The 25,622-nt window shown below is 41.5% G+C and carries 20 protein-coding genes and 1 pseudogene; 14 read left to right on the plus strand and 7 right to left on the minus strand.

The features are described 5' to 3' along the window. Window positions 1-135, plus strand: a pseudogene (locus P7J36_RS09570) (IS66 family transposase); the annotation flags it as partial. Window positions 136-377: 242 nt separating this feature from the next. Here the strand turns inward: P7J36_RS09570 and P7J36_RS09575 are convergent. Both P7J36_RS09575 and P7J36_RS09580 read right to left on the minus strand, forming a co-directional pair. Further along, window positions 378-1,034 (minus strand): DUF1129 domain-containing protein, encoded by a 657-nt coding sequence (locus P7J36_RS09575; protein WP_408551986.1) that lies wholly within the window; start codon window positions 1,032-1,034, stop codon window positions 378-380. 15 nt (window positions 1,035-1,049) lie between these two features. Further along, window positions 1,050-1,994: a magnesium transporter CorA family protein gene (locus P7J36_RS09580; RefSeq protein WP_024397681.1), complete on the minus strand. Its 945-nt coding sequence runs from the start codon at window positions 1,992-1,994 to the stop codon at window positions 1,050-1,052. Window positions 1,995-2,502: 508 nt separating this feature from the next. On the opposite strand from P7J36_RS09580, the gene uvrA reads away from it, so the two are divergent. Continuing rightward, a complete protein-coding gene (gene uvrA / locus P7J36_RS09585; RefSeq protein ID WP_408551985.1) occupies window positions 2,503-5,328 on the plus strand; it encodes an excinuclease ABC subunit UvrA in 2,826 nt (941 codons plus the stop codon). 25 nt (window positions 5,329-5,353) lie between these two features. On the opposite strand, the gene P7J36_RS09590 is transcribed toward uvrA, so the two are convergent. Then, entirely contained in the window at window positions 5,354-5,527 is a 174-nt protein-coding gene (locus tag P7J36_RS09590; RefSeq protein WP_162841172.1) for a YlcI/YnfO family protein, read from the minus strand. Between the two features lie 131 nt (window positions 5,528-5,658). On the opposite strand from P7J36_RS09590, the gene P7J36_RS09595 reads away from it, so the two are divergent. The 5 genes from P7J36_RS09595 (at window position 5,659) to nusB (ending at window position 9,088) form a co-directional block, all read left to right on the plus strand. Then, window positions 5,659-6,492 (plus strand): DUF4839 domain-containing protein, encoded by an 834-nt coding sequence (locus P7J36_RS09595; protein WP_408551984.1) that lies wholly within the window; start codon window positions 5,659-5,661, stop codon window positions 6,490-6,492. 84 nt (window positions 6,493-6,576) lie between these two features. Further along, the gene (locus P7J36_RS09600) at window positions 6,577-7,638 is read left to right on the plus strand and encodes a M24 family metallopeptidase (RefSeq protein ID WP_408551983.1); all 1,062 of its coding nucleotides are present in this window, start codon (window positions 6,577-6,579) and stop codon (window positions 7,636-7,638) included. 63 nt (window positions 7,639-7,701) lie between these two features. Then, a complete protein-coding gene (gene efp, locus P7J36_RS09605) occupies window positions 7,702-8,259 on the plus strand; it encodes an elongation factor P (RefSeq protein ID WP_002942436.1) in 558 nt (185 codons plus the stop codon). 27 nt (window positions 8,260-8,286) lie between these two features. Continuing rightward, on the plus strand, window positions 8,287-8,679 hold the full coding sequence (locus tag P7J36_RS09610; protein WP_002942446.1) for an Asp23/Gls24 family envelope stress response protein: 393 nt from the start codon (window positions 8,287-8,289) through the stop codon (window positions 8,677-8,679). Then, a complete protein-coding gene (gene nusB / locus P7J36_RS09615) occupies window positions 8,669-9,088 on the plus strand; it encodes a transcription antitermination factor NusB (RefSeq protein ID WP_002938276.1) in 420 nt (139 codons plus the stop codon). The genes P7J36_RS09610 and nusB overlap by 11 nt, the downstream gene beginning before the upstream one ends. 79 nt (window positions 9,089-9,167) lie before the next feature. On the opposite strand, the gene P7J36_RS09620 is transcribed toward nusB, so the two are convergent. Then, window positions 9,168-10,133, minus strand: a complete 966-nt coding sequence (locus tag P7J36_RS09620) for a LacI family DNA-binding transcriptional regulator (RefSeq protein ID WP_408551982.1) — start codon at window positions 10,131-10,133, stop codon at window positions 9,168-9,170. Next, complete coding sequence (locus P7J36_RS09625; RefSeq protein ID WP_408551981.1) at window positions 10,114-11,568, minus strand: sucrose-6-phosphate hydrolase; 1,455 nt, start codon at window positions 11,566-11,568, stop codon at window positions 10,114-10,116. Before P7J36_RS09625 ends, P7J36_RS09620 begins: the two co-directional genes overlap by 20 nt. Window positions 11,569-11,773: 205 nt before the next feature. On the opposite strand from P7J36_RS09625, the gene P7J36_RS09630 reads away from it, so the two are divergent. After that, entirely contained in the window at window positions 11,774-13,663 is a 1,890-nt protein-coding gene (locus P7J36_RS09630; protein ID WP_408551980.1) for a sucrose-specific PTS transporter subunit IIBC, read from the plus strand. Between the two features lie 127 nt (window positions 13,664-13,790). Next, the gene (gene scrK, locus P7J36_RS09635) at window positions 13,791-14,672 is read left to right on the plus strand and encodes a fructokinase ScrK (RefSeq protein WP_024401092.1); all 882 of its coding nucleotides are present in this window, start codon (window positions 13,791-13,793) and stop codon (window positions 14,670-14,672) included. Between the two features lie 41 nt (window positions 14,673-14,713). Here scrK and P7J36_RS09640 read toward each other — a convergent pair whose 3' ends face one another. Next, entirely contained in the window at window positions 14,714-17,944 is a 3,231-nt protein-coding gene (locus P7J36_RS09640) for a ZmpA/ZmpB/ZmpC family metallo-endopeptidase (RefSeq protein WP_408551979.1), read from the minus strand. A 63-nt stretch (window positions 17,945-18,007) separates the two neighbouring features. Between P7J36_RS09640 and P7J36_RS09645 the strand changes: the two genes are divergently transcribed. The 4 genes from P7J36_RS09645 to alr all read left to right on the plus strand — a co-directional run bounded on the left by P7J36_RS09645 (window position 18,008) and on the right by alr (window position 22,728). Beyond that, a complete protein-coding gene (locus P7J36_RS09645) occupies window positions 18,008-18,211 on the plus strand; it encodes a hypothetical protein (protein ID WP_408551978.1) in 204 nt (67 codons plus the stop codon). A 412-nt stretch (window positions 18,212-18,623) separates the two neighbouring features. Continuing rightward, window positions 18,624-21,149 carry a preprotein translocase subunit SecA gene (gene secA, locus P7J36_RS09650; RefSeq protein ID WP_408551977.1) on the plus strand — a complete coding sequence of 842 codons (2,526 nt, stop codon included), beginning with the start codon at window positions 18,624-18,626 and terminating at the stop codon, window positions 21,147-21,149. A 114-nt stretch (window positions 21,150-21,263) separates the two neighbouring features. Continuing rightward, window positions 21,264-21,623: a holo-ACP synthase gene (acpS, locus tag P7J36_RS09655; protein WP_002942482.1), complete on the plus strand. Its 360-nt coding sequence runs from the start codon at window positions 21,264-21,266 to the stop codon at window positions 21,621-21,623. Further along, window positions 21,616-22,728: an alanine racemase gene (alr, locus tag P7J36_RS09660; protein WP_408551976.1), complete on the plus strand. Its 1,113-nt coding sequence runs from the start codon at window positions 21,616-21,618 to the stop codon at window positions 22,726-22,728. The genes acpS and alr overlap by 8 nt, the downstream gene beginning before the upstream one ends. 585 nt (window positions 22,729-23,313) lie before the next feature. On the opposite strand, the gene P7J36_RS09665 is transcribed toward alr, so the two are convergent. Then, complete coding sequence (locus tag P7J36_RS09665) at window positions 23,314-24,669, minus strand: aspartate kinase (protein WP_408551975.1); 1,356 nt, start codon at window positions 24,667-24,669, stop codon at window positions 23,314-23,316. Between the two features lie 175 nt (window positions 24,670-24,844). Here P7J36_RS09665 and P7J36_RS09670 point away from each other — a divergent pair, with 175 nt between their 5' ends. Further along, the gene (locus tag P7J36_RS09670; RefSeq protein ID WP_408551974.1) at window positions 24,845-25,486 is read left to right on the plus strand and encodes an HAD family hydrolase; all 642 of its coding nucleotides are present in this window, start codon (window positions 24,845-24,847) and stop codon (window positions 25,484-25,486) included. Window positions 25,487-25,622: the final 136 nt, after the last annotated feature.

Raw genomic sequence — 25,622 nt, forward strand, 5'->3', positions numbered from 1 at the left:
CGACACGGCCTTGATGCAGAGAAATATATGACTTATCTTCTAGAACACTTACCTAATGAGGAGACGCTCGCAAAAAAGGAGGTGCTAGAGGCTTATTTGCCATGGAAGGAAACAATTAAGAGAGCGTGTAAATAGAAAAAGGTTCCAGAGTCGACAGGACTTTGGAGCCTTTTTCAATACACTTTGTTATTGGGCGGTTACGATTGAAACAGTCTTTGGATAGACTGTTTCAACCCGAGCCAAGAAATGAAAAAGCGAGGTATAGTCTGTGGATAGACTGTTTCAACGGCTTGCTTAGAATACGAAAGTATATTGAGTATTCAGATTATCGTATAGATAAACAAAAGCGACTGGAATATTCCAATCGCTTTATTTTATTATTGAACTGGGGACATGGCATTGCGAATGTTATATTTCTTTTTCAAGAGATAGCGTGCACCGAAAGCTGCTGCTCCGATAAGAATTGTAACAAGTGGTGGTAGAACTGGGTTTAGAGCTGTTGGAATCAATGCTGCCAAGAGAAAAACAAGTGACCATGCCAACGTAGCAAGTCCAAGAAAAGCGATAGCTTTCAACAATTTAGGACGTTGTCCAGTTTTAATTTGTTCTCTGTAAACGAAATGGTACATCAAGTACATCCCTGCACCAACGCCGAAACCGATGACTAGGAGCGTTACTAAGCCATATTGTGCTCCTTGCCCAAAAAGATTCATCAAACCGTTGATCGCTGCGATTATTGCAAGCATGAAGAGGCTGGAGTCCAACCACATTAACCATGGATTTTCATTGTATTCGATTTGTTCTTTCTTTTCTTGTTCAGAAACAGTTTTGCTAGCGGCCCATTCACTTGGTGCACCATAGAGATTGCGGGCAGTCACGCCAGTTTTTTGCTTTTCAATGATAGTTGGTAAAATTTCTTCCAAGAGTTCTTTGATTTCGCTATCAGACTTTCCATCTTTAATCAGTTGGTTGGTCGCAATATGGATAAATTCTTGGTTCTTTTTTGTTAATCCGTTGATTTCTGTAAATGACATGTTAATCTCCTTAGGTTAAAACCATCTCTTACGGATGAAGTAGAAGGTGAGTGATAGGCTGATTGCAAATGCGAAGAGGATAATCCACCAAAAAGCATAGGGAATATCGTTAAAAGGAATGATATTATCCTTAAAGTTCATACCGTATGCAGAGAAGACCATGGTTGGGATAGAGAGAACGATTGTCACTAATGCCAAGGTTTTCATGATGGTATTCTGGTTGTTAGAAATGATAGAAGCAAAGGCATGGGTCATAGAGTTCAGGATGGAACCATAGATGTCTGCCATCTCAATGGCCTGTTGGGTTTCGACCAAGGTATCTTCAAGCAAATCCTCATCCTCTTCATACTTACGGAGTAGACGTGAGGAACTAGCAAGTTTTTTGACCAAACGCTCATTGGTTTTGAGGGAAGCCTTGAAGTAGACGATGGTTTTTTCCAATTCCATGAGTACAATTAATTCTTCATTTCGAGTGGCCTCATGGAGTTGCTTCTCAATCTCTTCGCTCTTTCTGTCAATGGTCCGTAGGGCTGACAAGTAGAGTTGAGCATTGCGGTAGAGAATTTGGAAAACGAAACGAGACTTCATGAAAGTGAAGAAATTCCGTAGACGACGATGGATAAACTGCTCAAACAGTGGCAATTGTTCCAAACAAGTCGTGATAATCGCATCATCTGTTAGAATAATTCCCAAAGGAATAGTAATATAATATGTCTTGTTGTTTCGTTCTTCAAGAATTGGGACGTCGACCAGGATGAGCGTATAGTCATCTTCGACGGTGATACGAGAGGATTCTTCCGCATCGAGTGGTGCTCGCAGGTCAGCGATGTCAATTTTATAGTGCTCAGCCACTTCCATAGACTCGCTCTGGGAGGGATTGACCAAATTAATCCAAGCCCCTGGTTCAAAGGTTTGAATTTCTTCTAAATCAGTCATGGTTGATAGAAAAATTTGTTTCATATCTTTGCCCTCCTTTTATCTTTGTTGCGTTAACGCAACCTCTATTATACCAAAAAATGTGCAGTTTCGGAAAGGTTTTATATAGAAATGTGATATAATATGTAGACATTTAAGCGAATAAGTTGTACGGATTTTTCCTTGTTCCGTATACCATAGCTTATAGCCTCTTAAGAAAGGAAATGAACACGGGCTAAACGCGGTGTTAAAAAGTGTTAGTTTCTTCATGTTTAAGCGTGTGGAACTGGCTTCTGCGTCGTAGACATCTGTGCTTTCTTCGGTTTTCGACCTGTGAAAGCACTAGTTGTCTTGACGGGGGTGCGTTTTCGAAATCACAGATTTCGGACTTACCGCCTATTTTCACCTTACGTTTTACGGGCTCTGTATCTTTAGAAAGGAATTGAACACGGGCTAAATGCGGTGTCAAAAAGATAAACTTCCTTGTGTCTTTCAGACACAACGTCAGTTTCCTATTTTGACTGTGCATTTGACGCCCTTTGTATCTTAAATTATGCAAGAAAATATTGTGATTCATGGGGCGCGTGCCCATAATTTAAAAAATATTGATGTGACCATTCCGCGTGAGAAGTTGGTGGTGGTGACTGGTTTGTCGGGGTCTGGTAAGTCGAGTTTGGCTTTTGATACCTTGTATGCCGAAGGTCAACGTCGCTACGTAGAGTCTTTGTCTGCCTATGCTCGTCAGTTCTTGGGCAACATGGACAAACCTGATGTGGATTCCATAGAGGGTCTCAGCCCTGCTATTTCCATAGACCAAAAAACAACCTCGCGTAACCCGCGTTCGACGGTTGGAACGGCAACGGAAATCAATGACTATCTCCGCCTGCTTTATGCTCGGGTCGGGGTACCTTACTGTATCAATGGGCATGGTGCAATTGCGGCTTCTTCGGTGGAACAAATCGTTGATGAGGTCTTGGAATTGCCAGAACGCCAGCGTTTGCAGATTTTAGCTCCGATTGTTCGTAAGAAAAAGGGGCAGCACAAGACCATATTTGAAAAGGTGCAGAAGGACGGCTACGTTCGGGTCCGTGTCAATGGCGATGTCTATGATGTGTCGGAAGTGCCTGAGTTGTCCAAGAGTAAGGCTCACAACATTGAGGTTGTGGTCGATCGGATTGTCATCAAAGAAGGTATTCGCTCGCGGCTTTTTGACTCCATTGAGGCGGCCCTGCGGATTGCAGACGGCTATGTCATCATCGATACCATGGATGATAAGGAACTGCTTTTTTCTGAGTACTACGCCTGTCCAGTTTGTGGCTTTACGGTGCCTGAGTTGGAGCCTCGCCTCTTCTCTTTCAATGCTCCTTTTGGGTCTTGTAGCGACTGTGACGGTTTGGGCATGAAGCTGGAAGTGGATACGGATTTGATTGTCCCAGATGCCAGCAAGACCTTGCGTGAGGGGGCTTTGGCTCCTTGGAATCCAATCTCTTCCAACTACTACCCTCAGATGTTGGAGCAAGCTATGAACCACTTTGGTGTGGACATGGACAAACCTTTTGAGGAATTGACGGAAGAGGAGAAGAACCTGATTTTCAATGGTTCTGACGGGAAAGAATTCCATTTCCACTATGAAAATGAGTTCGGTGGGGTGCGTGATATTGACATTCCGTTTGAAGGCTTGATTACCAACATTAACCGTCGCTACCGTGAAACCAACAGTGACTATACGCGAACTGTTATGAAGACTTACATGAATGAGCTGACCTGTGGGACCTGCCACGGCTATCGCCTCAATGACCAAGCTCTTTCTGTTAAAGTTGGTGGCGAGCAGGGACTTCATATCGGGCAGTTGTCTGACTTGTCCGTGGCGGATCATTTGCAAGTCATTGAAAATCTAACCTTGTCTGAGAATGAAGCAACTATTGCAACACCCATTGTCAAGGAAATCAAGGACCGCCTGTCCTTCCTCAATAACGTAGGATTGAATTACTTGACTTTATCACGAGCTGCAGGTACGCTTTCGGGTGGTGAAAGTCAGCGGATCCGTCTGGCAACCCAGATTGGCTCTAACCTGTCTGGTGTCCTTTACATCTTGGATGAGCCGTCGATTGGCCTGCACCAGCGGGACAATGACCGCCTGATTGCCAGCCTTAAGAAAATGCGTGATTTGGGCAATACCTTGATTGTGGTGGAGCATGATGAGGATACCATGCGTGAGGCGGACTGGTTGATTGACATTGGCCCAGGTGCGGGTGTCTTCGGTGGAGAAATCGTGGCTTCTGGAACACCTGCCCAAGTAGCTAAAAACAAGAAATCCATTACAGGCCAGTACCTGTCTGGCAAACGTGAAATTCCTGTTCCTCTAGATCGCCGTGTCGGAAATGGTCGTTTCCTGGAGGTAACAGGTGCCAAGGAAAACAACTTGCAGGATGTGACGGTCCGTTTCCCACTCGGAAAATTTGTGGCGGTGACAGGGGTGTCTGGCTCTGGTAAATCAACCCTTGTCAATTCCATTCTGAAAAAAGCCATTGCTCAGAAGCTCAATCGCAATTCGGACAAGCCAGGTAAGTTCAAGTCCATTTCAGGAATTGAACACTTGGATCGCCTGATTGATATTGACCAAAGCCCGATTGGACGGACACCACGTTCCAACCCAGCTACCTACACAGGTGTCTTTGACGATATTCGTGACCTCTTTGCCCAGACCAATGAAGCCAAAATCCGTGGCTACAAGAAGGGGCGATTCTCCTTTAACGTCAAAGGTGGTCGTTGCGAAGCCTGCTCTGGTGACGGGATTATCAAGATTGAAATGCACTTCCTGCCTGATGTTTTTGTACCTTGTGAAGTTTGTCATGGAAGCCGCTACAATTCTGAAACCTTGGAAGTACACTACAAGGAGAAAAATATCGCTCAGGTCCTTGATATGACGGTCAATGATGCGGTCGAGTTCTTCAAACACATTCCAAAAATCGAACGCAAGCTCCGCACCATTCAAGATGTGGGCTTGGGCTATGTGACTTTGGGACAACCTGCGACAACCCTATCAGGTGGGGAAGCCCAGCGGATGAAATTGGCTTCTGAACTCCACAAGCGGTCAACTGGTAAGTCTTTGTATATCTTAGATGAGCCGACGACTGGCCTACATACTGAGGATATTGCCCAATTACTCAAGGTTTTGGCCCGCTTTGTCGATGACGGCAACACTGTCCTTGTCATCGAGCACAATCTGGATGTCATCAAGACGGCTGACCATATTATCGATATGGGGCCAGAAGGCGGCGTCGGTGGTGGTACCGTTGTCGCGACAGGAACGCCAGAAGAAGTGGCGGATAACCCAGCCAGCTTTACAGGCCAGTATTTGAAAATGAAGTTGAAGTAAGTAAAAAAGAGCCATCGGCTCTTTTTTACTGCTCTTTATCCATATTATTCAAGGCATAGTCACAGGCCTGAATGACAAAACTGGAGAAGCTTACATCCTTTCTTACGATTGCTTCCTCGATTCTATCTACCAACTCTGACGGAAATCGAATGGTTTTGATTTCTGTTTCTTTTTTATCTGATTTTAATTTAAATGCCATTTATTTGCTCCTTGTAACAAGTGTATAGCGAAATAAATCAATATGAAATATTGCAAATTGTATTACTAAATGTATTGCAAAAATAAATAGTGTGTAGTAAAATATATCTAACAATAAATAAAGGAGCACATATGTTTAAGAAATTCTTGTTTTTATGTATAGTCTTTTTTGCAAGCATTAGTTTGGTAGCATGTGGAGGAACTAGCGAAACAACAGATACAAATAAAATTGCAATTCCAGTGGGTTCAAGTCCTGAAGAAGCAGACTACCAGTCCGTTCAAAAACAATTAGAGGATGCCGGCTTTGAAAATGTATCAACACAGAAAATCGAAGATTTGACCTTTGGAATTTTTACTAAAGATGGAGAGATTGAAAAGATTACTGTAAATGGTAACGAAAGTTTTTCAAAGGGCGACTTGTTTGAAAAAGATGTCTCTATTACGATTCACTATCATACTTTTAAAGACTATAATAATTCTGAGGAAAGTAAAGAAAGTAGTAGTGAAGAGAGTAGTTCAAGCTTAAAAAGTTCATCTTCTAGTTCTGAGCAAGAAGTAAGTACTGAAACTAGCTCTAGTCAGACAGAGCAACAAACACAGGTAATCACCCCAGATAATCCAGAGTTTGCCTATATTTTAAATAATTTTGACGAGGCAAAAACTCAAGAGTTTGTTGAAAAATATAAAGGACAAATTGTAGAATTTGATGGACATGTTGCTTACATGCATTCTCATGAAAACTATAAGACCAGGTTTGATTTTCTGCTCAATGTGGGTGATTGGGAAGAAGGGAGTTATGTAGGAATAATGGCGTTTGAGAATCTTGCTTTCCATGAATTGAAGTTTGTAGATGAAACTGATACAGTTTCTACAGGGACAAATTTACACATTAAAGCTCGGATTATTAATGCAGCGAAAAAAGGTCAATTAATTTACTTAGAACCTGTTGAGCTTCGTTCACGCTAATTATGAGGCTACTGTCTGTAGGCAGTAGTTTTTCTTATCTAATATTTTCTGCTATAATAGTTAAAAAATCATTGGAGGAATAGGATGCAAAAAAGACTTGAAAAATTCGAAGCAAAATTAGCTCAATCAACTGTTGATGGAATCTTGGTAACTGGTCAAAACAATATTTACTACCTAACTGGTTTTTGGGGAACAGAGGCGACTGTCTTCATCAGTGGCAAGCGTCGCTTGTTTGTGACTGATTCGCGTTATACTTTGATAGCCAAGGCATCAGTAAAAGGTTTTGATATTATTGAGAGTCGTTTTGCCCTTGAAGAGATTGCAAAGGTGATTAAGGAAGATGGGCTTGAAACCATTGGTTTTGATAGCCAGGTGACCTATGGTTTCTATCAAAGTCTGACTAGCGTTTTTGAGGGGTATCAGTTGGTCGCTATGTCCAACTTTATCGAAGACTTGCGTATGATTAAGGATGAGAAAGAAATTGCGACCATTCGTCGTGCATGTCAAATTTCGGACCAGGCTTTTATTGATGTTCTTGACTTTATCAAACCAGGTCAGACGACTGAGATGGACGTCAATCATTTCCTTGACCACCGCATGCGTCAACTCGGTGCAGAAGGGGCATCATTTGAGTTCATCGTGGCATCTGGCTACCGCTCTGCTATGCCTCATGGAAGAGCGTCTGAAAAGGTTATCCAAACTGGTGAGACCTTGACGCTGGATTTTGGTTGCTATTACCAGCATTATGTCAGCGATATGACACGGACCATCCATATCGGTCATGTGACTGATCAAGAGCGTGAGATTTACGATGTGGTCTTGCGTGCCAATAAGGCTTTAATTGAGCAGGCCAAAGAAGGCGTCACCTACCGCGAGTTTGACGCTATTCCTCGTGAGATTATCAATGCGGCGGGTTACGGAGCCAACTTTACACACGGCATCGGTCACGGTATCGGCTTGGATATTCATGAATATCCGTATTTTGGAAAATCTGACGAGACTATCAAGGCAGGTATGGTCTTGACGGATGAGCCTGGTATCTATTTGGATGACAAATATGGTGTCCGTATCGAAGATGACCTATTGATTACGGAAAACGGTTGTGAAGTCTTGACATTAGCACCCAAGGAATTGATTGTCATTTGAGAAATTTGACAGTTTGTGGTAGAATAAAACGAATAAATAAAATTTGAAGAGGTATTCAATACAATGATTGAAGCAAGTAAACTTAGAGCAGGTATGACCTTCGAAGCTGAAGGTAAATTGATTAAAGTTTTGGATGCAAGCCACCACAAACCAGGTAAAGGAAACACCATCATGCGTATGAAATTGCGTGATGTACGTACAGGTTCAACCTTCGATACAACTTACCGTCCAGATGAAAAATTTGAACAAGCTATTATCGAAACAGTTCCAGCACAGTACCTTTACCAAATGGATGACACAGCTTATTTCATGAATACTGAGACTTACGATCAGTATGAAATTCCAGTAGCAACTATCAAAGAAGAATTGCTCTACATCTTGGAGAATTCCGATGTGAAAATCCAGTTCTACGGAACAGAGGTGATTGGTGTTACTGTACCAACAACTGTTGAATTGGTCGTTGCAGAAACACAACCATCTATCAAAGGTGCGACTGTTACAGGTTCAGGTAAACCAGCTACGATGGAAACAGGTCTTGTCGTCAACGTACCAGACTTTATCGAAGCAGGTCAAAAACTTGTTATCAACACAGCTGAAGGAACTTATGTATCACGTGCTTAATCGTTTCCTCTTAAGAAAGGAGAGCCTATGACAACAGAATATCAAGGCGAGATTGTTATCGCACCTCGCGTCCTTGAAGTAATTACAGGCATTGCTGCAGCGAAAGTTGATGGAGTACATTCCCTTCAAAATAAGCGTGTAGCAGACAGTTGGTCAAAAACATCGTTAAATAAAGGTGTTTATCTTGAAACTGACGAGGAAGGTCGAGTGACTGCGGATATTTACGTCTATCTAGAATATGGTGTAAATGTTCCTGCCGTATCAATGGACATCCAGCGTGCAGTCAAGACAGCAGTTTACAACTATGCAGAAGTTCAAGTGGCTGCGGTTAATATCCATGTCAGCGGCATTGTTCCTGATAAAACACCAAAACCAGCATTGAAAGATTTATTCGGAGAGGATTTCCTTGATGAAGAATAACAGACATGCCCTGCGTAAGTGCGCTTTGCAGGCAATCGTATCACTTGAATTTGGTCAAGAACCTGTTCAGGCAGCTCAGTTTTCTTATCTTTATGATAGAGAGGAAGAGCAAGAAGGAGTTGAAATTCCGCTCTTTCTCCTTAACCTTGTCAATGGTGTCGCAGACTATCGTGATGACTTGGATAAGGAGTTATCTAGCCGATTAAAAGCAGGATGGACCTTAGACCGTTTAACCTTGATTGACAAGAATATCATGCGACTAGGCCTATTTGAAATCTTACATTTCGAAGAAACGCCAGACCGTGTTGCTGTTAACGAGGCTATTGAATTGGCTAAAGAATTTTCTGATGAATCTTCAGCTAAGTTTGTCAATGGAGTTTTGAGCCAGTTTATTAAAGAAGAAGCCTGATGAGCTTCTTTTTTACTTGAGAAATAAGAGAATGTATCACAAAAAAGCTGTACCTAATTTTTATTAGGCACAGCTTTTTTTATATACTAGCTCCTGCTAGTAGGCTAATCGGCAGGATATAGTCTGTTTTTGTCAGTTTTTTTCCTTCGATTTTATCAACTAATAGTTCAACCAGCAGGCGAGCTATTTCGGTTAATGGTTGCTTGATGGTTGTCAGTTGAGGATAGTAGTTTTCGATGAAACTTGTTCCATCATAACCAATCAATTTAATATCTTCTGGAATAGACAGTTTCAATGCACGAATGACGTTCCATACCAGCATAGCCGTTGCATCGCCAGATACAAAGATACCATCTGGTTTTTGTTTTTCAAGAATGGCTCGGATTTCCATCTCCTTGCGCACAGGTGAGAAATCACTGGAGATATGAAAAACTTCGGCTTTGTTCAAAATAGATGTGAAACCTACTTGGCGAAGGCCGGTAGGTGAATTGGAATCATCGTTTCCGGTAATCATTAATGGATTGTGACATCCCGCTTTTTGTAAGGTTTGGGCAGCTAATACCCCGCCAGCAAAATTATCGGAAGAGACAATGGGAATGGAAGGAGAGAGGTTGCGGTCAAAAGCGATAATTGGAGCTACGACACGGTCGTAGTCTTGGATACCGAGATTGTGACTGCCCGAGATAATCCCATCTACTTGGTTAGCTGCTAACATTTCCAGATACTCACGTTCCTTATCGGACTCGTGCTGGCTATTGCAAATAATGGTTTTATAGCCTCGATCAAAAAGCTCTTTTTCTAAATGGCTAATCAATTCAGAATAAAAAATATTGTTTATTGTTGGGAAGATGAGACCAACTAATTTTGCAGATTTACCTTGTAAACTACGAGCTAAATTATTAGGTTTGTAGCCTAGTTCACGCATAGCCTCTTCGACATTGCGAATGGTTTTTTCAGATAGGTATCCTTTTTTATTGATAACGCGCGAGACAGTTGTTGGGCTGACCCCAGCTAACTGTGCGACATCAGTTAGTTTTGCGACCATAATCTAAATGGTAGTAGGTTCCGGTCGGATTACCAGTCGTAATGACGATACCAGACTGATCCGCATCAGGGAATACACGACCAGAAAATACTTTCTCTCCTTTATTGATAAAGATTTCAAAGACAGATTTGTCGATGAAGATATTGGCTGTAAGAGCTCCTGGAGAAATCTCGCAAGAGCGACTTGTACCGAAATCGAGTGCGAATGGCTGACCACAGTTGCCACGGTCTAATGTAATCCGGCCTTGTTCAGTGTCTACAGACAAGACCAAGCCTTTTTCTTCTTCATTTGCGAACAATACGATTTCATGCTTCGTGCCCGCTGAAAAATCAAGTTCCAATTCGTAAACATTATTGGTTTCTTTTTGGGCTGAAAATGGCTGAGCTTCTTTACGAAGACTGGTAATCGCATCGACTGGATATTGGTAGAGCTTACCGTCCTTGATGGTTAATTCTTTAACCAATGACAGACAGCCTTGGTAGTCATAAGCATCGGTTGGGTATTCCACATCTGGAAGAGCTAACCAGCTAACAGATAGAGTTCGACCGTCTGGTGCATTAAAGGCCTGGGTTGCATAGCACTCAAATCCGTAGTCTAAGTTGATCAAATCACTTGGTTCGACAATGCTTGCTGTTTCAGGATCGAAACTCTGACCAATCTTATACATATTTGGATAGATATTGCCATAGTCCAATACCTCTTTGTCCAAGCCTTGTGGACAGTAGAGAAGGATGGGTTGCTCACCGACGAACGCTATATTTGGGCATTCCATCATATAAGCGGTCATATCATTGGCAAAATCTAGGTCACCAACATAGGACCAGTTGAGGTAGTCGTTATTTTCAGCTTTATAAAGTTTGACAATTCCCTTTTTCTCCAGATTTTGTCCACCGACGATAGCGTAATATTGCCCTTTATAGTCGAAAATTTGTGGATCACGGAAATGGTCGGTGGTATCTTCTGGTTGCTCAATCAAGACTTTATCAATCTTTTCAATCTTACCATCTTTATCCATCAAGGCACCGATTTGGTATGGATGGCGAACCCAATTTTCATCGCGGACATTTCCAGTATAGAAGAGGAAGAGCTTGTCGCCAAATTCCATGGCAGAGCCAGAGTAGGCACCGTGGCTATCAAGTGGTGTATCTGGGTACATAACCGTACCAGTTTCTTCAAAATGGACCAGATCCGTTGATTCAGTATGTACCCATGATTTTAGGCCGTGTGCTGCACCAAAAGGAAAGTATTGATAAAACAAGGTCCATTTTCCATTGAAATAAGAGAACCCATTGGGATCGTTCAAGAGTCCATGCGGTGTTTCGATATGGAAGTTGATCCTCCAAGGTGAACTCTCTGTATTCTTCTTTATTTTTTCAATATATTCGGGTGTCCAGTCAGCATAAGCCCTGTAACGCTCCTCTGTTGTAAATGCCATAATTTTCTCCAAATTTTCTAGTTTTTCATTAATATAGTAAACGTTTTCTTGTAAAAAATCAAGTTTTAACAATGTTTTTAAGAAATTCAAAGAAAAATGTGATAAACGTTTGACATATTTTATAAAAGTGATATAATAAAACCATCGAAAGTTTGAAAACACTTTCAAAAAAATAAAAAATATTTAATAAGGAGATTTTTGCAAGATGAATAATACAGAAATTGCAAAAAAAGTCATTGACGCCCTTGGTGGACGTGAGAACGTACGCAGTGTTGCCCACTGTGCGACTCGCCTTCGTGTCATGGTTGTTGATGAAGGAAAAATCGACAAGGATACAGTCGAAGACATCGAAAAAGTACAAGGTGCTTTCTTCAACTCTGGTCAATACCAAATCATCTTTGGTACTGGTACAGTAAACAAAATTTACGATGAAGTCGTTGCACTTGGTTTGCCAACAGCAACAACTGGTGAGCAAAAAGCGGAAGCAGCGAAACAAGGTAATGCTTTCCAACGTGCAATCCGTACATTCGGTGACGTATTCGTTCCAATCATTCCTGCTATCGTAGCAACTGGTCTCTTCATGGGTCTTCGCGGTCTTCTTGGAGCTCTTGGTTATACTCTTCCAGAAGATTTGAACGTTTACTCACAAATCTTGACAGATACAGCATTCATCGTATTGCCAGCCTTGGTAGTATGGTCAACCTTCCGTGTATTCGGTGGTAACCAAACAATCGGTATCGTTCTTGGTATGATGCTCATTGCGGGTCAGTTGCCAAACGCTTGGGTTGTAGCATCAGGTGGCGATGTGAAACCAACTATCTTCTTCGGTTTCATCCCAGTTGTTGGTTTGCAAGGTTCAGTATTGCCAGCCTTCATCATCGGTTTGATTGGTGCTAAATTTGAAAAGGCTGTCCGCAAGGTTGTTCCAGAAGTTCTTGACCTCTTGGTAACACCATTCGTAACTCTCTTTGTTATGTCTATCCTTGGCTTGTTTGTCATTGGTCCAGTCTTCCACGTGGTTGAAAACTACATCTTGGCTGGCACACAAGCAATCTTGAACTTGCCATTTGGTCTTGGTGGTCTCCTTATCGGTGGTGTTCACCAAGTTATCGTGGTATCAGGTGTTCACCATATCTTCAACTTCTTGGAAGCTCAATTGGTAGCAAACACTGGTGCTAACCCATTCAACGCTATCATCACTGCAGCTATGACAGCACAAGGTGCTGCAACAGTAGCGGTTGGTGTGAAAACTAAAAATCCTAAATTGAAAGCTCTTGCTTTCCCAGCAGCTCTTTCTGCCTTCCTCGGTATTACTGAGCCAGCTATCTTCGGTGTTAACTTGCGTTTCCGTAAGCCATTCCTTCTTTCATTGATTGCGGGTGCGATTGGTGGTGCTGTAGCATCTCTTCTTGGTCTTGCCGGTACAGGTATGGGTGTTACTATCATCCCAGGTTTGACACTTTACGCAGGTAATGGTCAAATTCTTCCATACATCCTTATGGTTGCTGTATCATTTGCTCTTGGTTTCGCTTTGACTTACCTCTTCGGTTATGAAGATGAGGAGAAAGACGTAAAAAAGTCTAGTGCTTCAGCACAAGAAACAGCTGAAACGCTTGAAGAAGCAGAAACAGGACTTGTAGCTGAAGAAACTCTTGTTTCTCCACTTTCAGGTGATGTTGTTGCTCTTGAAAATGTAAATGACCCAGTCTTCTCATCAGGAGCTATGGGGAAAGGTTTGGCAGTTAAGCCAACTGAAGGTGTTGTTTACGCACCAGCAGATGCAGAAGTAACTATTGCTTTTGAAACAGGTCACGCTTATGGCTTGAAAACAGCTTCAGGTGCTGAAATCTTGATCCATATCGGTATTGATACAGTATCAATGAACGGTAACGGTTTTGAGAAATTGGTTGCAGCTGGCGACAAGGTTAAAGCTGGCGATGCAATTGCAAAATTCGATGCAGCGAAGATTGCAGAAGCTGGTCTTGATGATACAACAATGATCATCGTAACCAACACTGCTGATTTTGCAGAAGTATCTCCACTTGCAGAGGGAACAATCGCTCACGGTGTAGAATTCTTGAAAGTAGCTAAGTAATCTTATATAAAATCGATTTGTAGAGCATGACTTTACTACATAATTAACAGGAAAAAGGCTGAAAGCCTTTTTCTTCTGTTTGCTTATATGTTATAATAAAAGTGATAAAAATTTTGGAGACAATCAAATGACAAAATTATATGGTAGCTTAGAAGCTGGTGGTACAAAGTTTGTTTGTGCAGTAGGCGATGAGAACTTTCAAGTTGTTGAAAAAACGCAATTTCCAACGACAACTCCTTATGAAACGATTGAGAGAACGGTTGAATTCTTCAAGCGCTATGAAGATCGTTTGGCAGGTATTGCGATTGGTTCTTTCGGTCCAATTGATATTGATCAAAACTCACAGACTTATGGTTATATCACTTCGACACCAAAACCACACTGGTCAAATATTGATTTACTTGGTCTGATTGCTAAGGAATTTAACATTCCATTCTACTTCACGACAGATGTGAATTCATCAGCTTTTGGTGAAACATTGGTTCGTAAAGGGGTAAAGAGCTTAGTTTACTATACAATCGGTACAGGTATTGGTGCAGGTGCTATTCAAAATGGTGAGTTTATCGGTGGCTTGGGTCATACCGAAGCGGGTCATACTTACGTTGCCCTACACCCTTACGATGTAAAACATGAATTTAAAGGGATGTGTCCGTTCCACAATGGGTGTTTGGAAGGCTTAGCTGCAGGTCCTTCTCTTGAAGGCCGTACAGGTATTCGTGGTGAATTGATCGAGTTAAATTCAGACGTTTGGGATGTGCAGGCTTACTACATTGCCCAAGCAGCAGTACAGGCAACCTTGCTTTATCGTCCACAAGTAATTGTATTTGGTGGAGGAGTTATGGCTCAAGAGCACATGCTTAATCGTGTACGTGAGAAGTTTGTCGGTTTGATGAACGATTATCTCCCAACACCAGATGTCAAAGAATATATCGTAACGCCAGCTGTTGCTGAAAATGGTTCTGCAACTCTTGGAAACTTTGCTTTGGCAAAACAGGTATCAGAAAAGTAATATAAAAAGTTAGGGACTAGAAATAATCCCTAACTTTTTTCTTATTCTGTAAAAATACTAGTTCTATAATCATCGGTAAGTTTTAGAAAGGCATCGTGTAACAATCCTTTTAATTCAGAAACTTTCGTATTTTCTGTTGTAAAATTACCTGCAGCAATATCGGCTAGGACAGCTTGATCCATTAATTCTTGCAAATGCTCATAGTTGGCTACCGTGAGCTCCTGCCCATCATAGTTGATGGTAACAGGTTTTAGGAAAGCAAGTTTTTGGACGCGTTCTTGGTACATCGCTTTCTTGAAAGTCTTATAATCGCCATTGTATTCAGGGAGAATATTGGTAAAGATGAGTGAATCAGGAACGACATCGCTATCTGCTTGTTTGTATTGGTTAGACATGTAAGGTACCATGCCATTTTCATATCCTTTTTCAGCTAGAAGTTCAAATGCTGTACGTCGAAAAGAAAGATCACCAGGAACACGCTCGGTTGTTGCGGTAGCCCAGATAGGAGCAAAGAGACTTAGTCTGTGATAGCCGTTGTTCATTACCTCTTCAGGATTATCAGGGTCTCGCTCAATGCGATTTGCAGATTCACGACGGACGGTCACATCATTATCAACAAGGTCATCAACAGTTTTTAGCTCGATGCTATTCCATTCTTCATCTGTGAAATCACGTTTAAGGTTTACTCCGTAAGGTCCATACTCTTCCGCACCTGGGATGAGTTTTTCTTTCGTTTCTAATTTGTGAAACCATTGGCGTTGAGTGTCTTTATCTTGTTTTAAAATAGCTGTACCTTCAGCGTATTCTAATGTGTAGATGAGATCGAATAAGCCCTGCATATATTGTTGTAAATCTGTTGAATTTTGGAAGCGTTCAGGACTAACATTGTGGTAGCGAGTGCCAGTATAACCTGAATAATCAGATAGAGAATTAAAGCCGATGATTGGATAATCAACGCGGTCTGGTGCTTGTAACATTCCTTCAGGAAATGCTTCAAGTTGCATACCCGCTCTTCGGTTATGACCGAGTAAGAATTTATCATAATCAAATGCGTGAACCATCTCGTGCGTGAGTGTCACGGCGCCGTCTGTTCCGAGTAATGGGGTGATGACAAAGTTGACTTCCTGTCTCCAAGCATAAGCACCGGCCCAAGTGAGTTCAGGAAGGAAGTAGGTTCCAGAAGGACCGAAAACCTCTTGAATGGCAGCTGTTGTCTCAGCGCTAGCATCATTTTGCATTTTCTCAACAAATTCAGGAGTGAGCTTGCCTGTATCGGAATACCAAACACCTTTCCAAGCGTAAGAAGAGGCGTCGTAGGCGTAATTGCCGTGTCCTCCCCATACTGGCTGGAAGTAGAGTAAGGTATGCTTATGATAATCAGGCAGGATACGGTACCACATGTCGTAATGAGCACGATACAACTCGGCATCTGCTAGGATTTGATCTTTTATTTTGGAGAGTTCGGCCTGATAGACTTCGGGATTGCTTAGTTTTAAAGATTGATCAATGTAACGATCGTAGGAACTAAAGATGAGATTTGATAGATTTGAAATGATGTAAACATTGTTCTCGCTCGTTGTTAATAGCGGGAGTAACATATTTGGATAGGTATCGCGGATACGAGGCGTAATTACTTCTTCAGGGATTTGAGGATCTTTTAATCGCTCATAGACATTTAGTCTGCTGTTGTCTTCATCGCTAAGAACGGTAGATTTAGTCTCTACGATAAAGGCATCTGTCGTTTGTTTGAACCAATCGTTATCAGACATTTCAGGTAAAAAGATTTCTCGATAGGCTTCAAGGAAATCAGTCAGGGATGCCTTGTCTGTGACAGATGCAAAGTTCTCTGCATAGGAAAGATAACTTCTTTGTGGACTGTAACTCTGGTAGTCATTTTGTCCAAAAGTTATGAGAGCATCTAGTGAATCCGCTTCTCCTCCGAAGAAATCCGTATGGAACATTGTTAATTCCTTGCTATTAATTTCTCCGTAATCAATATCATACCATCTATCGAGGTAGGCTAAACTGAGTAAGATAATTTCTTTATTCTCTTCGATGGTACGAATGGTTTGTGTGACTGATTCTGGATCATCTAGTTTAACAGACTCATCATTTATTAACGCTTTTTTTAGATAGTCACGAATATTTGTCTTAACTTTGTTAAATGGTTCTTCTAGATATAGACGGTCCATTTGCTGCTCTTGATTTTCTGTAATGGAGAGAGCAGTATACATATTTTCAGAACGAAATTCAACCGCTTGTAGGCTTGGAACTACCTTGTCTAGAATGTCAGAGTAGTCCTGTAATGTTTGGAGAGGTGAATAAGTAACTCCCCAATCCGCTACTTGGTAGTAAGCACGTTTATCTTTGCTTTCTGTATATTGGAGTGGGAAAAATAAGGTGCTGCCATCTTCGAAGTGAGCTAGGAGTGTATTGATATTTTCTTCTCTTCCCTGTATGTCAGAAATAATGGTTTTGTCGGCCATGGGGACAAGGCTGATCATTTTACTACTGGCCAATTTGTGGTCTGCGCCAATATTGTTGGCAGCCTTTTTTAGTTGCTGGTTGTCGCTTGTTGGATCTAATTTTTTTAGATTGAAGAGCAAGGTTTCATTATTTATAGCACTATCGGTACTATCTTGCTGCTGAGATGATGCAGTTGTGGAAGAGCTCTCTTTATTCTCGGTAGATTGCGGACCTATATCCTTGTCAGTGACATAGCCTACATACTGATACTGCTTTATGTTACTTGGATCAGGAAGTTGGTCTCCGACTTTGAGCTGATGAACCTGATTGTAGCCTGCAAGTAAATTGCTTTCTAGAGCCTGGATACTCTGGATAGGTAGAATAGAACCAGTGGCTGTCAGAAGAAGGATGGATGAAACAATCCTTTTCTTTTTGCCTTTTCCAGCCAAACTTATTCCTAGAACTAGAATAAGTCCCCCTCCAATCGTTAATAGATTGATCCCAGTCTCCCCTGTAGCCGGAAGAATCCCAAATATTTTTTTAGGTTCGGTCTTGTAGATGAGATAGATTGTCTGATTCTCCGTAGCTGTTTCTTTGGAAGGTGAGACAGTTTTCAGCTTAGATAAGACAGAATCCTTCTCTGAACTTGTTAGTTCATCTTGTGCAATATAGTGATATTGAACAGATACCGTCGATGCATCATTTGCGTAAACTATAGGAGGCTGGCTTCCCCATAGGCTACTCACTATGGCTACTGTAGTACTAGATATGGCTAGTTGTTTAAGAGCGATTTTCTTGGTATACATTTTCCTCTCCTTTTTACATATTTACTTGTACAATCAGATTATACTACTTGTAAGAAGAAAAAAATGCCAAATCGTTCACATTTTTGGGGCAATAGTGCATATTTTTTTAAAATTTTAAATGGTATATTTTTACTAGAGATAGAGGCTGGTATCCTGGAATTTATTTTAGTAATTGGTGTCTTAATCATGTTCTTTTTGGGAGTGGGAAAGAACTCAGCCATTCATAGAAGAGCTCCCCTCACTTCCAAACATTTAGGTTTGGGCTAAAATAGTCCACAGGACTATTTTACTTCCACCCCCGCACAGCTCAAACTGTCTGGGAGACAGTTTGAGGTTGGAGATAAAGCGAACTTTGTTCGCAACAGTCGTAATGGTTAGATTTGGAGTGTAAAACACGAATTGCTGAGATTTGCTTTGCAAATCTTATCTCCAACCTTTAACAGTCCAGTGGACTGTTAAAGCCAATCAACCACTGCGCTGAGATGTTGACACTAACTTTGAGAAGCGGTGCTGGGCTTTTTGCCCAGCCTCGTGTAGAAATTTTTCCAGATTTGTTTGTTTTATTGTGTTTATTGTGTTTTTATCTAAGAATACTGTGTATCCTAAGGGCAAACCTTGAAAATTGACTGGTTTTCTGCTACAATATATTATTGACTAAAACTGAAATAGGATGAATGATATGGTAACAAATGTACTTCGTTCTCTCATTGAAAATGATAAGGGAGAGCTAAGAAAACTTGAGAAAATGGCAGACAAGGTCTTCTCGTATGCCGATGAAATGGAAGCGCTGACTGATGAACAGTTGCAAGCTAAGACAGCAGAATTTAAGGAGCGATACAATAACGGCGAATCTCTCGACGATCTTTTGTACGAAGCTTATGCGGTAGTCCGTGAAGGAGCTCGTCGCGTATTGGGCCTCTATCCCTACAAGGTTCAGGTTATGGGAGGAATCGTTCTTCACAACGGTGACGTTCCAGAAATGCGTACAGGTGAAGGTAAGACTCTGACTGCAACGATGCCTGTTTATTTGAATGCCTTGTCTGGTCAAGGTGTTCACGTAGTGACGGTTAACGAGTATCTTTCTACTCGTGATGCGACTGAAATGGGTGAATTGTACTCATGGCTTGGTCTTTCAGTTGGGATCAACTTAGCTGCTAAATCACCCTTGGAAAAACGTGAGGCCTATAACTGCGATATTACTTATTCGACCAACTCAGAGATTGGTTTTGACTACCTCCGAGACAATATGGTTGTTCGCGCAGAAGACATGGTTCAACGTCCTCTCAATTATGCCTTGGTCGATGAAGTTGACTCAATCTTGATTGACGAAGCTCGTACGCCGTTGATTGTATCTGGTGCACAAGGTTCTGAAACAAACCAGTTGTATTTCTTGGCAGATAATCTTGTTAAATCTTTGACAACAGAAGATTACATCATTGACATTCCATCTAAAACGATTGGTCTGTCTGATTCAGGTATTGACAAAGCAGAGAAATTCTTCAAGTTAGATAACCTCTACGATATTGAAAATGTAGCCATTACCCATTTCTTGGATAATGCACTTCGTGCCAACTACATTATGACCTATGATATTGACTATCTGGTCAATGAAGACCAAGAGGTCATGATTATCGATCCATTTACAGGTCGTACGATGGAAGGTCGTCGTTATTCTGATGGACTTCACCAAGCCATCGAAGCTAAGGAAGGTGTACCGGTTCAAAACGAGTCTAAGACAAGTGCCTCTATTACCTACCAAAACCTTTTCCGTATGTATAAAAAATTATCAGGGATGACGGGTACTGGTAAAACAGAAGAGGAAGAATTCCGTGAAATCTACAACATCCGTGTTGTACCAATCCCAACTAACCGCCCAATCGCGCGTGTTGACCACGAAGATTTACTCTATCCAAGTCTAGAATACAAATTCAATGCCGTTATTGCGGATGTGAAGAGACGCTATGAGAAAGGGCAACCTGTCTTGGTCGGTACAGTTGCGGTTGAAACTTCTGATTTGATTTCTCAAAAATTGGTAGCTGCAGGTGTCCCTCACGAAGTATTGAATGCTAAAAACCACTATCGTGAAGCGCAGATTATTATGAATGCTGGTCAGCGTGGTGCGGTCACTATTGCGACCAACATGGCGGGACGCGGTACCGATATTAAGTTAGGTCCAGGTGTACGTGAACTTGGTGGGTTATGTGTTATTGGTACTGAGCGCCATGAAAGTCGTCGTATTGATAACCAGCTTCGTGGACGTTCAGGTCGTCAAGGTGACCCAGGTGAATCACAATTCTATCTATCTCTCGAAGATGACTTGATGAAACGCTTTGGTTCAGAACGTATCAAAGTATTTATGGAGCGTATGAATCTAACAGAAGAAGAGTCTGTTATCAAGTCTAAAATGTTGACACGTCAAGTTGAATCTGCTCAGAAGCGTGTGGAAGGGAACAACTACGACTCACGTAAACAAGTCCTTCAATATGACGATGTGATGCGTGAGCAACGTGAAATCATCTATCGCCAACGCCAGGATGTTATTACTGCTGACCGTGATTTGGCTCCTGAAATCAAAGCGATGATGAAACGGACGATTGAACGCCAAGTTGCTGGTCACTTCCTTGGTTCGAAAGATGAAGCTATTGATGGAATTATCAAATTTGCGCATGCAAATCTCGTTGAAGATGATACCTTGAGTAAAGCTACTTTTGAAGCAATGAATCAGAAAGAGATTGTTGAAGAGCTCTATGAACGTGCCTTGAGAGTCTATGATTCGCAAGTGAAAAAATTACGCGATGAAGAACGTGTACGCGAATTCCAGAAAGTTCTTATCCTTCGTGTTGTGGATAACAAATGGACAGACCATATTGATGCCTTGGATCAATTGCGCAATGCAGTCAGTCTTCGTGGATACGCTCAAAACAATCCAATCGTTGAATATCAATCAGAAGCATTTACTATGTTCAACGATATGATTGGGGCTATCGAGTTTGAAGTAACCCGCTTGATGATGAAGGCGCAAATTCATGACAATATTGAGCGTGAGCGTACAAGTCAAGAAGCACATACGACAGCTGTTAAGAATATTATACCGAACCAATCGCATGCAATTCAGGAGAATGTATCTTTTGAAGGTGTTGATCGTAACGATCCATGCCCATGCCAATCTGGCAAGAAATTTAAAAATTGTCACGGCCGTAAATAGGAATGACGCGTGGACTGGACGGCTGTCCAGTCCTTTTGCAATTTTTAGACAAGTCACTAGAGTCAGTTCGTTTATTTTTATAAATGAAATGACTATGCAAAAGGAGACCGATTAATGATAGTAGGACATGGCATTGACCTTCAGGAGATGGAGGCGATTGAAAGTGCCAGAATCAAACACCAAGGGTTTCCCCAAAAGATTCTCACAGAGAAAGAATTTGAACGGTATCAAAGTCTGTCCGGTCGCCGTCAGTTAGAATATTTAGCTGGACGTTGGTCAGCCAAAGAAGCGCTGACCAAGGCCTTGGGGACAGGTATTGGTAAGATAGGATTTCATGATATTGAAATTCTGAATACCAGCAAAGGAGTTCCCTATGTGACGAAGAGTCCCTTTGATGGGAATATTTGGCTCAGCATTAGCCATTCAGGAAATTTTGTACAAGCTAGTGTGATTTTGGAGGAGAAAGATGATTGAAAGTGAACATCGACCTACGCAAATTCGGGTTAACTTAGATGCGATTGCGGAAAATTTCGAGCAAGTAATGACCAACTTGCCCCATAAGACCGAAGCATTTGCTGTTGTTAAGGCGAATGCTTATGGTCATGGAGCTGTTGCGGTAGCGAAAAAGTTATCCAGTCAAGCAGCTGGTTTTTGTGTTTCGAATTTGGATGAAGCATTAGAGTTACGTAAAGCGGGTATCGAGCATCCTATCTTGATTTTAGGAGTGGTTCCTGTACGTTTTTTACCAGTAGCTCATCAACTCAATATCAGTGTGACAGTTGCCAGTCTGGACTGGTTGCAAGATGCAAAAGCCTTAGAGGCTGATTTATCTGGTCTAACTGTCCATCTTAAGCTAGATACTGGTATGGGTCGGATTGGTTTTAGAAAAATAGCCGATTTGCTACAAGCGATTGCTATCCTTGAAGAATTAGAGTATGACATCGAAGGAGTCTATACTCATTTTGCTACTGCGGATGAGGTTAATCAGGCGCACTTCGAGAGTCAACTGTCTGTTTTTAAAGAATTTTTGGATGTTCTACCAATTACTCCGCGCTGGATTCATGCCAGTAATTCAGCAACAAGCATTTGGCATGCTGATACCGTATTTAACCTGGTTCGTTTGGGAAACATTCTTTATGGACTTAATCCGAGTGGACGAGTACTAGAACTCCCGTTTGAGGTTCAACCAGCCTTATCTCTCGTATCTGAAATTGTTCATGTAAAGCAGGTTGAAGCTGGCACAACAATTGGCTACGGAGCTACTTATCACAGCACCGACTCAGAATGGATTGCGACCGTTCCGATAGGATATGCAGATGGTCTCGTACGAAGCTTACAAGGCTTATCAGTCTTAGTCGATGGGCAGGCCTGTGAAATTGTAGGGCGTATTTCGATGGACCAGATCACCATTCGTTTACCTCATGCTTATCCACTTGGTCAAAAAGTCACCCTAATCGGTCAAGATGGAGATAAAACGATCTCTGTTCAGGAGTGGGCTGATCGCATCGGAACCATAAATTACGAGGTGGTTTGTCTTTTGACAGATCGCCTACCTCGAATTTTTGAGCAACAGCGATAGTAAAAGCGACGATAATCCACCTCTTTCGCTAGAATAGAAGGGTAAAATATTAGAGAACTGTCACCTAGATATTGTCTATAATACAAATATCGTCATTTAGTTGACTTTTATTACTTCGATGTAAGGGGAGTGGGAAAGACTCGACTAGGTCAAAAAGAGTTCCCTTCACTTCCAAGGAGTTGGCTCGGGCTAAAATAGTCCACTGAACTGTTAAACCCAATCAATCACTGCGCTGAGATGTTGACACTAACTTTGAGTTTTCGTATAAAAAGCCTAAAAAAATAGCTTAGAATTGCATCGTCAGAAACGTTGATTCTAAGCTATTTTTGTTTATTCAAATTTTAATTGCTACTCAATGAAAATTAAAATCAGACTAGCTCCAAAGGTTTCCCAAACCTTTGGAGCTTGGAGATAGAGTGAACGAAGTTCGTTTCTCCAAGAGCAGATATACGCCTGCTACTTTCTTATTTTATGGTGGCAGGCTGTCAAGCTCCAGTGGAGCTTGACACTTATCAAATCAAGTCAACAATGTCTGATTTTGATTTTCGAAGAGTATGAAGAGGGAACTGATCGACCTCGTTGTGATTATTGCTCGTTAAAAAAAGCTTCATAGAGTGCGTGCAGGGCGCGTTTCTTTTCTTCTGTTTTGACAACGAACATAACAGAAACTTCGCTGGCGCCCTGTGAAATCATTGCCAAGTTGACGTTTTGTTTAGAGAGGGCGGTGGTAGCGGTAGCTGTTACACCGACATGGCTCTTCATATTTTCACCAACAATCATGATAATAGATAAACCATGCTCGATTTCGGCCTTGTCAACTTCCATTTTCGTATTGAGTTGACGAAGGATCTCTTCTTCCTTAATAGGAGTCAATTCACGCTCACGGACTACGATGGATAAATCGTCAATCCCGGTCGGCATGTGCTCCCAGCGAATATTGAGATCTTCGAGAATTTGCAACACCTTACGACCAAAACCAACTTCACGGTTCATCAAGTATTTGGACAAGTTAATGCTGACAAAACCGTCGTCTGCAGCAATACCGACAACAGGAACTGTTTGCTCGGTATGTTTGTGTACAATTCGGGTACCAGGGTGAGTTGGGTTATTGGTGTTTTTGATAACCAATGGAATACGCCCGCGATAGGCAGGAAGGAGGGCTTCATCGTGGAGGACGGAGAAACCTGCATAAGCTAATTCTCGCATTTCACGATAGGTCAATTCTTTGATTGAATGTGGATTTTTAATGATGCCAGGATGGGCAGCAAAAATACCATCGACATCTGTAAAGTTTTCATAGAGGTCAGCCTTGACCCCAGCAGCAATGATGGAACCTGTAATATCCGAGCCACCTCGTGAGAAGGTACAAATCTGGTTATCAACAGTTACACCGAAGAATCCTGGGATAATGAGTACTTCATCTGTATCACGAAGCTCTTCGATTTTGTCATAACTTGAAGGCAAAATGCGAGCATTTCCTGGTTCGGAGCTGACGATAATACCAGCTTTTTTAGGATGGACATAGCGTGCAGGCAATCCTCTGTGGGTAAAATATTCAGCAATCAATTTGGCATTATTATCTTCACCAGCTGCTAAGAATGCGTCGTAAAGAAATTCGTTATCATCAATTGGTAGGCTGGCCAAAGAGATGATGCTGTCTTCGATTTTCTTCATGCTGTTAGCTGTGAAACCAAGTTCGTCAACCATTGCTTGATAACGGTTGATGATCCATTCTTGACTGGCAGTCACATCTTTTCCGTTAACATATTCTTTATAATATTTAATCAACGCATCAGTAACTTTAGTATCCTCAGCATTGCGTTTTCCAGGTGCAGACACAACAACAAAGCGACGTTCTGAATCAGATTGAACAATATTGAAAACTTTTTCTAACTGTCCAGCTGAAGCAAGTGAGCTTCCCCCAAATTTAATAACTTTCATTCTCATCTCCTTGGATATTTTTTTCTATTATAGCAGAATGATATGAAATTGTCAGTATGTTCAGACAAATCTTGCCAAGAATTTTATCGAAAAACGAACAAGAGGTAAGTATGAAAATTTCAGAAAAACATTTTTTCTTTCAACTGTGTTACAATTAAAGTAATAGGAGGCGAGTATGGTAAAAGCAATTATTTTCGACATGGATGGTGTACTTTTTGATACAGAAACATTCTATTTTCAACGTCGAGCGAATTTTTTAGCGACAAAAGGTTTATCGGTTGATCATTTGGATCCATCTATATTTGTCGGTGGAAGGGCTAGTCAAATTTGGCAACGGATTTTAGGGGATGATTATGATAACTGGGATGTCCCTGCCTTGGAAGAAGAATATCGTGTGTATAAAGAAAAGCGACCAACCCCTTATGCAGAGAGGGTTTTTCCTGAAGTTAAAGCGGTATTGGAGAGACTAACTATCCAAGGTATTCCTGTAGTTTTGGCTTCAAATACCGACCAAGCAGAAATCGAACGTGCTCTACTAGATGCTGGTATACGCTCTCACTTTAGTCATGTTTTCTCAGCGATGGATTGTGAGGCCCCAAAACCAGATCCCGCAGTTTATGTGAAAGCAGCCAGTGCAACAGGAGTAGCTAAATCGGATATTTTAGTATTTGAAGATAGTGCTAAGGGAATTGAAGCGGCTAAAAAAGCAGGTTTGACAGTTTGGGCTATTCGAGACCGGCATTATGGAATTGATCAGTCGAAAGCAGATAGATTGGTCGACAATCTTGAAGATGCCTTTGATTTATTGCGATTTTAAGAAATATTATAGTCATTTAGTTTTAAAATAGTATTCCAAAGAATACTCAACCGATTGACATCTCCTCAATAACTCAGCCACTTTTCTTTTCAATCCAGCCCAGAATCGTTCAATTGGGTTAAGTTCAGGGGAATAA

Source organism: Streptococcus suis (assembly GCF_046032115.1).
Lineage (GTDB): Bacteria > Bacillota > Bacilli > Lactobacillales > Streptococcaceae > Streptococcus > Streptococcus suis_AJ.

What these genes read in the sequence shown, in the direction of transcription:
- P7J36_RS09575 (WP_408551986.1), bottom strand. Translation starts at nt 1,034, where the DNA reads ATGTCATTTACAGAAATCAACGGATTAACAAAAAAGAACCAAGAATTT.
- P7J36_RS09580 (WP_024397681.1), bottom strand. Translation starts at nt 1,994, where the DNA reads ATGAAACAAATTTTTCTATCAACCATGACTGATTTAGAAGAAATTCAA.
- uvrA (WP_408551985.1), top strand. Translation starts at nt 2,503, where the DNA reads ATGCAAGAAAATATTGTGATTCATGGGGCGCGTGCCCATAATTTAAAA.
- P7J36_RS09590 (WP_162841172.1), bottom strand. Translation starts at nt 5,527, where the DNA reads ATGGCATTTAAATTAAAATCAGATAAAAAAGAAACAGAAATCAAAACC.
- P7J36_RS09595 (WP_408551984.1), top strand. Translation starts at nt 5,659, where the DNA reads ATGTTTAAGAAATTCTTGTTTTTATGTATAGTCTTTTTTGCAAGCATT.
- P7J36_RS09600 (WP_408551983.1), top strand. Translation starts at nt 6,577, where the DNA reads ATGCAAAAAAGACTTGAAAAATTCGAAGCAAAATTAGCTCAATCAACT.
- efp (WP_002942436.1), top strand. Translation starts at nt 7,702, where the DNA reads ATGATTGAAGCAAGTAAACTTAGAGCAGGTATGACCTTCGAAGCTGAA.
- P7J36_RS09610 (WP_002942446.1), top strand. Translation starts at nt 8,287, where the DNA reads ATGACAACAGAATATCAAGGCGAGATTGTTATCGCACCTCGCGTCCTT.
- nusB (WP_002938276.1), top strand. Translation starts at nt 8,669, where the DNA reads ATGAAGAATAACAGACATGCCCTGCGTAAGTGCGCTTTGCAGGCAATC.
- P7J36_RS09620 (WP_408551982.1), bottom strand. Translation starts at nt 10,133, where the DNA reads ATGGTCGCAAAACTAACTGATGTCGCACAGTTAGCTGGGGTCAGCCCA.
- P7J36_RS09625 (WP_408551981.1), bottom strand. Translation starts at nt 11,568, where the DNA reads ATGGCATTTACAACAGAGGAGCGTTACAGGGCTTATGCTGACTGGACA.
- P7J36_RS09630 (WP_408551980.1), top strand. Translation starts at nt 11,774, where the DNA reads ATGAATAATACAGAAATTGCAAAAAAAGTCATTGACGCCCTTGGTGGA.
- scrK (WP_024401092.1), top strand. Translation starts at nt 13,791, where the DNA reads ATGACAAAATTATATGGTAGCTTAGAAGCTGGTGGTACAAAGTTTGTT.
- P7J36_RS09640 (WP_408551979.1), bottom strand. Translation starts at nt 17,944, where the DNA reads ATGTATACCAAGAAAATCGCTCTTAAACAACTAGCCATATCTAGTACT.
- P7J36_RS09645 (WP_408551978.1), top strand. Translation starts at nt 18,008, where the DNA reads ATGCCAAATCGTTCACATTTTTGGGGCAATAGTGCATATTTTTTTAAA.
- secA (WP_408551977.1), top strand. Translation starts at nt 18,624, where the DNA reads ATGGTAACAAATGTACTTCGTTCTCTCATTGAAAATGATAAGGGAGAG.
- acpS (WP_002942482.1), top strand. Translation starts at nt 21,264, where the DNA reads ATGATAGTAGGACATGGCATTGACCTTCAGGAGATGGAGGCGATTGAA.
- alr (WP_408551976.1), top strand. Translation starts at nt 21,616, where the DNA reads ATGATTGAAAGTGAACATCGACCTACGCAAATTCGGGTTAACTTAGAT.
- P7J36_RS09665 (WP_408551975.1), bottom strand. Translation starts at nt 24,669, where the DNA reads ATGAAAGTTATTAAATTTGGGGGAAGCTCACTTGCTTCAGCTGGACAG.
- P7J36_RS09670 (WP_408551974.1), top strand. Translation starts at nt 24,845, where the DNA reads ATGGTAAAAGCAATTATTTTCGACATGGATGGTGTACTTTTTGATACA.